The organism is Peribacillus sp. FW305-BF15 (assembly GCF_058783805.1).
In genome coordinates this window covers 173,527-186,102 of record NZ_JBYSYV010000005.1, presented here as the reverse complement: position 1 = coordinate 186,102, position 12,576 = coordinate 173,527, and the positions used below count along the sequence as shown (strand labels likewise).

The 12,576-nt window shown below is 40.7% G+C and carries 11 protein-coding genes and 1 riboswitch; of the genes, 9 read left to right on the top strand and 2 right to left on the bottom strand.

Annotation, left to right across the window (positions count from 1 at the left end; all coding sequences use genetic code 11):
* Positions 1–11 precede the first annotated feature (11 nt).
* Both AC3WLU_RS07195 and ltaS read left to right on the top strand, forming a co-directional pair.
* The gene (locus AC3WLU_RS07195) at positions 12–956 is read left to right on the top strand and encodes a siderophore ABC transporter substrate-binding protein (protein WP_492597060.1); all 945 of its coding nucleotides are present in this window, start codon (positions 12–14) and stop codon (positions 954–956) included.
* A gap of 1,082 nt (positions 957–2,038) precedes the next feature.
* Positions 2,039–4,006 carry a lipoteichoic acid synthase gene (gene ltaS, locus AC3WLU_RS07190; protein WP_440439108.1) on the top strand — a complete coding sequence of 656 codons (1,968 nt, stop codon included), beginning with the start codon at positions 2,039–2,041 and terminating at the stop codon, positions 4,004–4,006.
* A 55-nt stretch (positions 4,007–4,061) separates the two neighbouring features.
* Here ltaS and AC3WLU_RS07185 read toward each other — a convergent pair whose 3' ends face one another.
* Positions 4,062–4,682, bottom strand: coding sequence for an RraA family protein (locus AC3WLU_RS07185; RefSeq protein WP_369315094.1), 621 nt, complete (start codon positions 4,680–4,682; stop codon positions 4,062–4,064).
* A 537-nt stretch (positions 4,683–5,219) separates the two neighbouring features.
* A complete protein-coding gene (locus AC3WLU_RS07180; protein ID WP_034310080.1) occupies positions 5,220–5,399 on the bottom strand; it encodes a hypothetical protein in 180 nt (59 codons plus the stop codon).
* Between the two features lie 118 nt (positions 5,400–5,517).
* On the opposite strand from AC3WLU_RS07180, the gene AC3WLU_RS07175 reads away from it, so the two are divergent.
* The 7 genes from AC3WLU_RS07175 (at position 5,518) to AC3WLU_RS07145 (ending at position 12,555) form a co-directional block, all read left to right on the top strand.
* Positions 5,518–5,847: a DUF948 domain-containing protein gene (locus AC3WLU_RS07175; RefSeq protein ID WP_063574734.1), complete on the top strand. Its 330-nt coding sequence runs from the start codon at positions 5,518–5,520 to the stop codon at positions 5,845–5,847.
* 40 nt (positions 5,848–5,887) lie between these two features.
* A riboswitch (guanidine-I (ykkC/yxkD leader) is annotated at positions 5,888–5,986 on the top strand.
* Between the two features lie 48 nt (positions 5,987–6,034).
* Positions 6,035–6,355: a quaternary ammonium compound efflux SMR transporter SugE gene (sugE, locus tag AC3WLU_RS07170; protein WP_034310082.1), complete on the top strand. Its 321-nt coding sequence runs from the start codon at positions 6,035–6,037 to the stop codon at positions 6,353–6,355.
* A gap of 54 nt (positions 6,356–6,409) precedes the next feature.
* The gene (locus tag AC3WLU_RS07165; protein WP_095679231.1) at positions 6,410–6,934 is read left to right on the top strand and encodes a YhcN/YlaJ family sporulation lipoprotein; all 525 of its coding nucleotides are present in this window, start codon (positions 6,410–6,412) and stop codon (positions 6,932–6,934) included.
* A gap of 144 nt (positions 6,935–7,078) precedes the next feature.
* Positions 7,079–8,587, top strand: coding sequence for a spore germination protein (locus AC3WLU_RS07160; RefSeq protein ID WP_440439109.1), 1,509 nt, complete (start codon positions 7,079–7,081; stop codon positions 8,585–8,587).
* A gap of 24 nt (positions 8,588–8,611) precedes the next feature.
* A complete protein-coding gene (locus tag AC3WLU_RS07155) occupies positions 8,612–9,712 on the top strand; it encodes a GerAB/ArcD/ProY family transporter (protein WP_413000740.1) in 1,101 nt (366 codons plus the stop codon).
* The gene (locus AC3WLU_RS07150) at positions 9,709–10,791 is read left to right on the top strand and encodes a Ger(x)C family spore germination protein (protein WP_440439110.1); all 1,083 of its coding nucleotides are present in this window, start codon (positions 9,709–9,711) and stop codon (positions 10,789–10,791) included. The genes AC3WLU_RS07155 and AC3WLU_RS07150 overlap by 4 nt, the downstream gene beginning before the upstream one ends.
* Before the next feature lie 84 nt (positions 10,792–10,875).
* The gene (locus tag AC3WLU_RS07145) at positions 10,876–12,555 is read left to right on the top strand and encodes a glycoside hydrolase family 13 protein (RefSeq protein ID WP_492597042.1); all 1,680 of its coding nucleotides are present in this window, start codon (positions 10,876–10,878) and stop codon (positions 12,553–12,555) included.
* The last annotated feature ends 21 nt before the right edge of the window (positions 12,556–12,576 follow it).

The window sequence follows — 12,576 nt, the reverse complement described above, 5'->3', positions numbered from 1 at the left end:
TGACCATAATGATTAAGAAATTATCCTTGCTGCTTTTGGTTGCAATGCTGGCTGTAGTGGCTGCTGCTTGTGGATCAGATAAGGAAAAAGAAGAATCAAGCGCGAAAAAAGAAAGTGCTAAAAGCGAAGAAATTACAGTTAAGCATCTACTAGGCGAAACGAAAGTAAAAACAAACCCTGAAAAAGTAGTTGTATTCGATATGGGTGCTCTTGATACTCTTGATAAATTGAATGTGGAAGTGGCAGCTGTTCCTCATGATGGCCTTCCAAAATACCTTTCTAAATATAAAGGTACAACTGAAAATGCCGGCGGATTAAAAGAGCCTGACTTCGAAAAAATCAACGAAATCGCTCCTGATTTAATCCTTATTTCTGGCCGTCAATCTGAAGCATATAAAGAATTAAGCAAAATTGCCCCTACTGTTTTTGTGGGTGTAGATACAACAAAGTATATGGAATCATTTGAAGAGAACGTAACACTTTTAGGTAAAATCTTCGATAAAGAAGACGAAGCAGCTAAAGAATTGGCAAGTGTTGAAGAAAACATTAATGCTTTGAAAGAAAAAGCCCCGACTGACAAAAATGGTTTAATCGTTCTTGCCAGCGGTGGAAAAGTAAGTGCTTACGGACCGGATTCAAGATTTGGAATCATCCATGATGTATTCGGAGTACCTGCAGTGGATGATAAATTGGAAGTATCGACACATGGTCAAAGTATTTCTTTCGAATACATTGCTGAAAAAAATCCTGACTACCTATTCGTTGTAGATAGGGATGCGGTTGCCGGTGATGGAGCTGCAGCAAAAGAAACGATTGAAAATGACATCGTAAAAAATACAAAGGCATTTAAAGAAGGTAACATCATTTATCTAGACCCTAACTACTGGTACTTATCAGGCGGCGGTTTAGAATCTGTTGACGCTATGGTTAAAGAAGTTTCAGAAGGCATTAAGTAATGTAAATATGATTTAAGATAATCCTGTCCTCGATCGAGGGGCAGGATTTTTTATTTTTTATAATAAAGCTGGATGAAACAAATATACTAACAAAGGGGAAGAAAAGAATTCCTGCAAAACACAGGTAAGCTTATAATAAGGCGCCCACAACCTAATTAAGGGGGAATGGGAAAGGACAAGGTCTATATTCCGCCTGTTGCCGCTGCTATGGTCATATGGGCTGCTATCGAAAGAATTTAACCCTTCAGCCAATATGGAAAAATTCAGTTTCTTCCTATTATAATGTCATTTGCATTCATTCCGGTTCCAGGAGGGATTTGAAATCGTAATTTATGTTAAATTTGGGAAATTGCATCTGTTATGGATGATAAAAATAATATGATCTCCACTTCAAATTATCGGGGAGAATTCGGTGGATTAATATTTTTCAGGAAAAATTATTTGAAAAAAGCTGAATAAAAAAGCCGGAGGGGAATGATGTCGATAATTCGTGCAATTCATTTGTTATTTTATGGGATTTAGGGGTGGCAGGACGCTTATAGGTTAAAAGGTTAAACTTTACAGGCACGGGGTATCAAAAGTGCGGATGAGAAAAGCATCCATGTAACCGGCCATCCATTTTTAACTGTCGAATTATCGGGAAATAAATCCTGGATATATCTATAGCTTTAAATTATTGAAGATTTATATCTTACATATTTTGTAATGTACTGGTTTTTTTATAAAGAGTCGTTTATAATGGTAAAAGCCTGAAGGACGTGAAATTAATTAGTGCCTGTCACCCGCAGTCACCCCAAAAAGTTACGGTGATATTTATTGGATTAAGACATGTAGTTCCTATATATTTGTTATAGGTGCGCTAAAACATTCGGGACGGGGAAACTCTGTTATTTTTTCAAAGGCTTGTTCATAAGCTAAAGAAGTGTTCTGGATTTGAGGAGTCATGGATGTGACAAAAGGTGGTTTTCACAATCTTGACTATCCAAGTGAAAGAATGCTATTATAAGGTTTCTGATTTTCCGTCTTTTGTAAGTTTGTAAAAATTTATATAAATAAACCACTAGATTAATAGAGGTGAAAGCATGAATAATTTTGTAAAAAAAAGCCGGCATTTATTTGCAGATAACATACTAGGCTTTTTCTTTATTGCGGTAGTCTTGTTTACGATAAAAACTTATATTGGATATCGAGTTGAATTTAACTTAGGTATTGAAAATGGCCTGCAACAGTTCTTACTGTTCATAAACCCGATTAGTTCAGCCATTTTATTCTTTGGCTTGGCATTATTGGCTAGAGGCAAAAAATCGTTTAAATGGATCATCAGGTTGAACCTATTGATGTCACTATGGTTATTCTTCAATATTGTATACTATCGGTCATTTACCGATTTCATTACATTGCCAACCTTGACGCAAGTGCAAAATGCCGGGGATTTGGGGCCGAGTATTTTAGAATTATTTAAAGGCCATGATGTATTTTATTTCCTTGATACGGTTCTTTTGATCGTGTTGTATAGATTCAAAGGCTTTAAAGCGGAAGACTTCAAAGTCAAACGCCGTACAGTTGGATTGGTTTACCTAGCGGGACTGGCAATTTTCGCAATCAATTTGGGACTTGCTGAAAAGGATCGCCCGCAATTATTATCAAGAACATTCGACCGAAACTATATCGTCAAATATTTGGGCATGTTCAACTATACGGTTTATGATGCCGTTCAGAATACTAAAACATACGCCCAGCGTGCGACTGCAAACAGCACCGATATCGCTGAAGTCGTCAACTATACAAAGGCAACAAGCGCTGAACCGAACCCTAAATATTTTGGTGCAGCCAAAGGTAAGAATGTTATCTACCTGCATTTGGAATCCATGCAGAACTTCTTGATCGATTATAAATTAAATGGGGAAGAAGTAACTCCATTTTTAAACTCACTTGCACATGATAAATCAGATTTCATGCACTTTGATAATTTCTTCCATCAAGTAGGCCAAGGTAAAACAGCGGATGCCGAATTCATGCTTGAAAATTCCCTGTTCGGTTTACCACAGGGGGCAGCATTCACAAACAGATCCCAAAATACGTATCAAGCAGCACCAGCGATTTTAGGACAACAAGGATACACATCTGCTGTGTTCCATGGTAATTACAAATCTTTCTGGAACCGGGATAAGATGTATAAGTCTCTTGGTTTTAATCAGTTCTTCGATGCAAGCCATTATAATATGGAAAATAAAGAGGAAGTACTAAGTTATGGATTAATGGATAAGCCTTTCTTTAAAGAATCGATTCCAATGTTAGAAACGCTTAAACAGCCTTTCTATACAAAATTCATAACGGTATCTCATCATTTCCCATATGCCATGGACCAGGAGAAAGCAACAATCGGTAAACAAACGACAGGCGATGCTTCCGTAGATAATTACTTCCAAACTGCACGCTATGCGGATGAGGCGCTTAAAGAGTTTTTCGATTATCTGAAGGAATCCGGTCTATATGATAACTCGGTAATCGTTATGTATGGTGATCATTATGGTATTTCCGAAAACCATAAAGAAGCCATGTCAAAAGTGCTTGGCAAGGATGTTGGCGCATTTGAGAATGCCCAACTGCAACGTGTACCATTATTGATTCATGTTCCAGGTGTTGAAGGCGGGGAAATGCACCAATACGGTGGACAGATTGACCTTCTCCCGACTTTATTGCATCTGTTAGGAATTGAATCTAAAGATTATGTACAATTCGGTTCCGATTTATTGTCAAAAGATCATAATGAAGTGGTACCTTTCAGGAATGGTGATTTTGTAACACCGGATGTCACTTCCATTAAAGGGAAATATTACGATACTAAAACGGGAGAATTGGTCGAGGAAAATGATGCCATCCTCAATTATAAAACGAGAGCTGAAACGATGCTCAATTTATCCGACCAAGTAGTGAACGGCGACTTACTCCGTTTCTATACTCCAAACGGCTTTAAACCGATTGATCCTGCTGATTATGATTACACATATGATGAAGAAGGTTCAAAGGAAGATAAGACCGATAAATAATGCTAATGAAAAGAACAGGCAGGAAGCCATCGCTTCCTGCCTGTTTTTTTATGCGTCACCCTTTATTGGTCATCATGGCAATATACTTTCTGATTTCATCAGGCTTCCCTGCATATTTTTCAGCACGCTGTTCGTCTTTCATGGTTTTATCCTTGGCTTTGACCAGGATTTCTTCACCCTTATCTTTGGGCACGACCACGACTCCATCTATGTCCCCTATGATAATGTCCCCTGGATATACGGTGACACCTCCACATGATATGGGCACATTGGTTTCGCCTACCCCTGCCTTGCCGCTTGAGGCAACCGTCGCCCCTTTGCTGAATACAGGGAAATTCAATTCTTTAATGGCTTCAAGGTCGCGAATGACCCCATCGACTACGAGGCCGCCTATTTCCATGGTCTGCATCATGCCGACAACAAAGTCTCCTGCTATTGCCCGGTATGTATCACCCTTGCTGTCAACGACAATTATATCCCCAGGCTTGGCTTCACCGATCGCTTTTAACACAGCAGAATTATCACCGACGGGAATCTGTACGGTCAAAGCTCGTCCGGCCAAACGAAATTCTTCCTTTAAGGGTTTTATTGCCGAATCAAGATTGCTTAACCCTTCCATTGCATCTGAAATCGCCGTGGTGGGCAAATTCCTGAACTGTTGAATAAGATTATCCATGACTATGATTCCTCCTTAAGAGTAAATGAATATAGCCTAATTATACACAAATTTCGTAATTTTCTAATAGTTTTCAGCTTGATAAAATGGTAAGTGTTGTTCTGTCTGTTACACCGGTTCATAACCGAACTGCGAATTTAAGGAGTGATGAATATGCTTCCATTGCATCTGAAATCGCCGTAGTGGGCAATTCCTGAACTGTTGAATAAACTAATAGTTTTCCGTCTGATAAAATGGTAAGTGTAGTGTAATTAACATCTGAAGGGGGAGGGAAGCTCAGCTGTCACAAGGGGGTTAAAGGCAAATTCCGTTTTAATCAATCGTTTGATTAAACTTTGAAGAGATTGAAATCCTGGATAGGAACAGTCCTAGCAATATTAATGGTCGGGCCTCCATGGCTGTTTGATCCGTACAGGAACATTCTTCTGAAGCAAGGGTAGGATGCTGGTGCATATCCTCGGTTTTTTTCTGATCTGGATGGGGGTGTCAGCGAAGAAATCCATAACACAGCCAGTGTGCAGGGGATACTTGCAATCTTCAAAGCAGGAGCAGAATCAAGACAGATGTTGCCAATGTAAGCCAAAGGGGGCTGAAAACTTCTGGATGAATGATTAAAAAAATGATTCCTGCAATCGTGGCAGCCTGCTGTATGGTCATATGTCTAATGAAGTGGATTCCAGCTTTAAAGCAGGCTTTAAGAAGAGGCATTTGATTCATTTTCATTCCTCCTTTTACTTTCAATAATATGACCAGGCATAAAAGAAAATACATGGGGATTCGTTTTCTGCTCAATTATTACGGGTATAGTAAAGGTAAAATAAAAGGAGGAATCTAGGTGATCATTGTATATATTAGTCTTGCCCTCTTTATCGGATCGATTATTTATTTAGCGTTTTTTGCTTTTAAAACATTTAAGGATTCCAAACCGACAATTGAAAATGTGACTCAAACCGTTACACGCATCCAGGCCAAAACTGACCAGATTAAATCGGAAACGGACCAACTCGCCATGACCCAGCAGGAAATCACTGAAGATGTTGAATATAAAAAAGAGGCTGTCCAATATACGGTTGAGGCGGCTAAAGAAATACCTGAACCCTTTAAGAATATTTGGTTTTCAATAAAAGGTGACAAGTGGAAGCTTAGAAACAGAAGCGATGCATAAGTGTTTGACCGATCTGAAATGTACATGATATAGTATGGAAATACTATGTTTCTAGGGTTCCTCGGTTGAATGTTACCGGAATGGTCCAAGAGAAACGCGCAGGAATCTGCGTACACGGAGGGAAAAAAGCCCGGGAGGTCATGAAAGATGACCTCCCGGGCTTTTTCTGTAATTGGAGGGGAAAAAGATGGCTTGGATTCAATTGGTGATTGCAGGATTATTTGAAGTGGTATGGGCCACAAGTCTAAAGTATACCGAGGGTTTTACGAAATTATTACCTTCTATCATAACGATTGCTGGCATGGTTATTAGTTTTTATTTTTTGTCATCGGCGATAAAAACTCTGCCTATGGGAACAGCGTATGCAATCTGGACGGGAATAGGGGCTCTTGGGGCTGTTCTGGTAGGCATCATCGTTTTTAACGAGCCTAAGGATGCGATGCGATTGGTATTCGCGGGTTTTATTTTGGTTGGAATTATCGGCTTGAAGGTCACCTCTTCTGAATAATCTGCCCACTCCTCGCAAATAGTAATGTTAAATGATATTTGAGGAGTGAAGAATATGAACTATAAAGCGATAGTATCAAGTACAATGATGGCTTTAGTGATTACAGGTTGTGCAACGAATGATAAAGAAGACGCCAGTGAAAACCTTGGCCTGAATCGTACTCATCAGGATAATTTGGATAATCCGATGAATGTAAGCGACACAAGGCAAAATGTCAATAATGATAATAATGATAATGGCGTAAACGGTATGAGGGTCTCCGAGGATATCTCAAATCGAGTCGAAGCTTTGAAGGAAGTAAGTAACGCAAAGGTCATCGTGACTGAAAATAATGCCTATGTAGGCGCAGTATTAAAAGACGGCGGAGATAAGGATATCTCGAATGACCTTAAAGAAAGGGTTGCTGATGCAGTAAGGGGAGCGGATCCATCTGTAGACCAAGTTTATGTGTCGGCAAATCCGGACTTTGTTCAAAGAATGGATAGGTATGCGAATGATATCGAGAATGGAAAACCTGTTGAAGGATTTGCTGAAGAGTTCCGTGAACTTGTAACACGGATCTTTCCAAGTTCAAGATAATTGGGAAATTAAGGTGTGGAGACTTATCCGGTGGATCCCGGATAGGTCTTTTCCTATTTTTAAGATATCTGTGGAACATGACTAACTTTAAATAGGGTGGTTACAATAATCGAATGAACGAAAAACTTGTATGGGGGTGGGGTGGTGAGGTTATTTAAGGGCAAGAGGGAAATGGATTCAGGTTCCTTTCAGGTTACTTCCAAAGATTTTCAGGAACTCCTTAAAAAGTTTAAAGCATCTGATGATTTCCTTACCTTCCAATTCCCGAATGATGATGGCTATATCATCTCCTACTTCAATTCACTGGTCAGTGTACAACAGCTCCATGAACAAGTATTGGCGGTCATGTCGAATCAGCCAAAGAAGGTCCTTAAGCAACTAAAAGGCGATATTCCGATGGAAGATATGAAATTGACGGCTGATTTAAAAGACATTCAAAGATTGGTTTTGGCAGGATCGATCATGATTCAATACAAGCAAGATGATGAAATGTGTTTGCTCATTCCGTGTGTTCACAGTGTGAAAAGGCAAATTTCCACACCTGAGTCGGAGTATACGGTCGTTGGATCCAAGGAGGCGTTTGTTGAATCGCTTGATTCGAATTTGAATCTGATCCGTAACCGGTTGCCCACTCCTGAATTGCAGTCCAAGGAATTTAGGGTCGGGAGCATTTCGCAAACAAGGGTAGCGGTACTCTACATAGATGGGGTGGTAAATCAACAGAACATCAAGACGGTCATACAGAGAATAGAAGATATAGAATATGATACAATCGTCGATATTTCGTTCATAAGCCAGATGATCACGGATAATCGGAATTCGATGTTCCCGCAATTGATTGATACGGAGCGGCCTGATCATCTGGCCAGTGTATTATCGGAAGGGAAAATAGGGATCATGCTGGATGGATCTCCTCATGCATTGGTTGGTCCCAATACCATCATTTCATTCTTCTCGTCATTTGAAGATTATTTTCAAATTTGGAATCTCGGCACTTCATTCCGTTTGATTCGGCTTTTCGCCGTTTTGTTTTCCGTTTTGTCATCACCTTTGTATGTGGCCGTTTTAACCTATCATTATCAAGTGATCCCAACGGATTTGCTGCCAATCTTAATATCATCCAGGGGAGTGATCCCTTTTCCGCCGATCTTGGAAGCGATCGTGCTGGAAGGGACGATCGAATTGCTGAGGGAAGCGGCGGTCAGGCTGCCTGCCAAGGTTGGCTCCACCATCGGTATTGTTGGCGGTATAGTCATCGGTACAGCCGCTGTGGAAGCGGGATTTGTCAGTAATGTCTTGTTGATGCTTGTCGCTTTGGCTGCCTTGGCTTCATTTACGGTGCCGATTTACCAAATCAGCAATACGATTCGCCTTATCCGCTTTCCCTTTCTAATTGCTGCCCAGTTATACGGACTGTTTGGAATAGCTTTATGCAGTGCATTCATTTTAAGTCATTTATTGAAATTGACTTCGCTTGGCAGTCCTTATTTAGACCCGCTGTACCCGTTAAGAATTCATGACTTTAAAGATAGTCTGATTCGCCTCCCTTTTTCAAAGCAGAAAAAACGCCCGCAGTTTCTGCGGACGGAAAATCCACTAAGGATAAGGAAAGAGGCGGAAAAACGAAACACCCGTAATGATATCGATGAATAAGGAAGTAGAAAGCGGTGAGAAGGAATGGAAGTCAAACCAAATGAAACAAAACAAATATCTCCATTTTTTGTTTTTTTCCTCATGCCCGGCATGCAGATTGGAGTAGGGATATTGGGGTTTGAACGGATCATAGCGAAAGAGGCTGGCCAAGACGCATGGATATCGGTCCTGATATCAGGGTTGATCATAAATGTTCTGCTTTGGATGTGTTTCAAGCTTTTGGGCAGGGGCCCCCAAACTCGTGATTTGGTTGCCATCCACAAGGATTTGTTCGGTAAATGGGTGGGGAATGCTTTCAATATTTTATTCATCTTCTACTTTATCATGATTTCCATCATTCTTATCAGGACTTATTTAGAAGTCATTCAGGTTTGGATGTTCCCTGGTGTCAATGTCCTGATGCTGATAACCATCATCCTTATTCTCGTGTATAACTTTGTGGAGGGAGGTTTCAGGGTCATTACCGGTTTTTGCATAATCGGCCTTATAATCGCATCGCCATTATTCCTTTTGAATTATTTCCCTTTGAAGTACGCCCACTTTGAAAATTTGGGTCCTTTGCTTGATCATTCCTTTTTGGAAATCATGAAGGCCTGTAAGAAAATGACCCTGAATTACCTTGGTTTTGAATTAATCCTCATTTATTATCCTTTCATTAAAAATCGTGAAAAATCTCAAAAGTGGGCCCACTTAGGGGCGTTGTTCACTATGGTGGTATATGTAGTATCCATCCTTGTTTCATTAGCCTACTATCATCAAGATCAGCTGAAAGATGTAATCTGGGCAACTTTGACGTTATGGAAAATTGTAGACCTTCCATTCATTGAAAGGTTTGAATACATAGGGATTTCCGTTTGGCTGTTCATGGTTCTGCCGAATGTTTGCCTAGGGGTTTGGGCAGCAAGCAGGACAGCGAAAAGAGTATTCGGATTTAGACAAAAAAAGATGATGGTTCTCATCCTGATCATCATCTTGGTATTCTGCATTTTTTTGGATAACCGCTATAGGATCGATAAGTTTAACACGATCAGTTCGCAAATTGGTTTTTATATCGTTTATTTGTATCTTCCTCTCTTATTCATATGGCAGTCGATCGTCTATAAAGTCAGGGGGCATAAATCATGAAAATCAAACTTCTCTTATTAACATTAGCGAGCTTTTTGATGGCGGCCTGTGGCGTGGAAAAGCAAATATTAGAAGATATATTAATTGCTGAAGTCGTAGGTTATGATGATGCCGGAGACAAGAAAATCAAGGGTACGGTCGTTGTCAGCGTTCCCCAGCCTGGAGAGGAAGCAAATCTGGGTAAAGAAGTATATGAAGCGGACTCCCATGATATAAAGGCGGCCCGCCAGCAGGAAAATGCAAAAACACCATACCCGATTGTCGGCGGGAGACTGACAGTCACTCTATATGGTGAGGAATTGGCAAGTAAGGGATTGAATGATTATGTCGATACATATAGGCGTGATCCAATGGTGGGAAGGGATTTGTATTTAGCGGTCGTTCATGGCAAAGCGGAGGATGTAGTTAAAATGGAGCCGAAGTTGATTAAAACTCCAGGGGTTCAAGTGAAGGAGCTGATCGAACAGAATGTAAGGACCAATTTGCCTGATGTAGACCTTCACAGGTATTTATATGCGTGTCATGGTAACGGGATCGATCCGGTCTTGCCCTTATTGGAAACTACAGGAGATCAAATACGGGTAAGGGGAATCGCCTTGTTTAAAAAGGATCGTTATATTGGTAAATATATACCTTATGAAGAAGGCTTCTTATATAAGGTCCTTAGTGAAAATTTTAAGCTGGGGAGTTATGAAATTAAATGGAAGGAAAATGACTTTACCGATATCAATAACGTGGAGTCACGTGTCCATTATCATATTTCGAATGCCAATCAAGACCCTAAGGTCAGGATTCAAGTGAAAATGAAAGCGAGTCTGCTAGAGGTCCAAGGCTATGACTTGGGCAAAGAGGTCGACCTGAATAAAATAGAGGCCAGGGCCGAGCGGGTCATTGGTAAAAAATTAAATGAGATGGTAACCATGTTTCAGGAGAACCATATAGATCCGCTTGCACTCGGTGATCATGCTAAAAGTAAAACAAGAAATTTTGATCAAAAGCATTGGGAGGAGACATATCCCGATATTCCAATCGAGGTCGATCTGGATATTGAAATGATTCAAACGGGAATAGCTGAATAAAAGTAGAATATTCTGGAGTTCCCCCCTTTATAATAGGGTATTGGTGTAAGGATTGTGTCAATGCGGCTAAAAAGGGGGAAAAGCATGGACAAAGCATGGTGGAAAGAGGCAGTTGTGTATCAAGTGTATCCAAGGAGTTTTATGGATAGTGATGGCGATGGTATTGGTGATATAAACGGGATTTTGATGAAGCTCGATTATTTACAAGAGCTGGGTGTGAACGTGATATGGCTATCCCCAGTTTATCAATCTCCCAATGATGACAATGGGTACGATATCAGTGATTATAAAGCAATCATGACTGAATTCGGGACCATGGCTGATTTCGATAGGTTGTTGAAGGCCGTTCATGAACGTGGAATGAAGATCATGATGGACCTCGTTGTCAATCATTCTTCAGATGAACATCCATGGTTCGAGGAATCCCGATCCTCAAAAGATAATCCGAAACGTGATTATTATATTTGGAAACCTGGCAGGAATGGAAAAGAGCCAAATAATTGGGAGTCGATTTTTAAAGGTTCAGCATGGGAATATGATGAAAGAACCGATGAATATTATTTACATTTATTCAGCAGGAAACAACCGGATTTAAACTGGGAGAATCCTAAGCTCCGTGAAGAAGTCTACAGCATCATGACTTGGTGGCTGGATAAGGGTGTCGATGGCTTCCGGATGGATGTCATCAATTTCCTTTCAAAAGATCAAAGCTACTCAGATGGAGCCGTTCATCATGAAAAGCAGTATGGTGATGGAAGCCCCTTTTTCCTGAATGGCCCGCGCATACATGAGTTTCTGCAGGAAATCAATCAACGGGCACTTTCTGGACATGACGTGATTACGGTTGGGGAGATGCCAGGCGTCACACCGGAGGAAGCGCAATTGTTCACTGGTAAAGATCGTGGTGAGCTACATATGGTCTTTCAATTCGAACATATGGATTTGGGGAGGGGACCAGAAGGGAAATGGAGTAACGATAAATGGAAGCTAACCGATTTAAAGCGAATCCTCTCCAAGTGGCAGACTGGTTTGGAGAGGGATGGCTGGAACAGTTTATACTGGAACAACCATGATCAGCCCCGGGTTGTCTCGAGGTTTGGTAATGATGGAAAGTATCGTATTGAAAGCGCAAAGATGCTTGCCGCTTGTCTTCATATGCTGCAAGGTACACCTTATATATATCAAGGGGAAGAGCTGGGCATGACCAATGTTGCATTTGAAAGCATCGATGAATACAGGGATATCGAAACATTGAATTCATATGACGAACTCGTCCATTCACATGGCTGGTCAAAAGAGCGGATGATGTCCGCCATCCACGCCCGCAGCCGGGATAATGCGAGGACACCGATTCAGTGGAATGACTCCCGGAACGCAGGATTCACGAACGGGACCCCTTGGATTAAGGTTAATCCCAATTTTCCCGAGATTAATGCAGAAAAGGCTTATAATGATCCGAATTCCATTTTTCATTTTTATAAAAAGCTTATCCAACTGCGCAAGGAACATGATATCGTCGTTTATGGCCGTTTTGAACTGCTGTTGCCGGATGATGAACGAATATTTGCGTACATGAGATCGTTTGAGGAAGAGAAGTTATTGGTGCTATGCAACTTTAAAGAAGAGCAGGCCGCATATACTTTGCCTGAAGAGCTGCATGCATATTCTGCCACAAAGCTGATCGGCAATTATGGTCAGGAGGAAGAAGGAATCTCCAGCAAACCCCTGCAACCATATGAATGCCGTGTTTATCATTTGAAATGAAAAAAGGACCTGTCCTTCTCC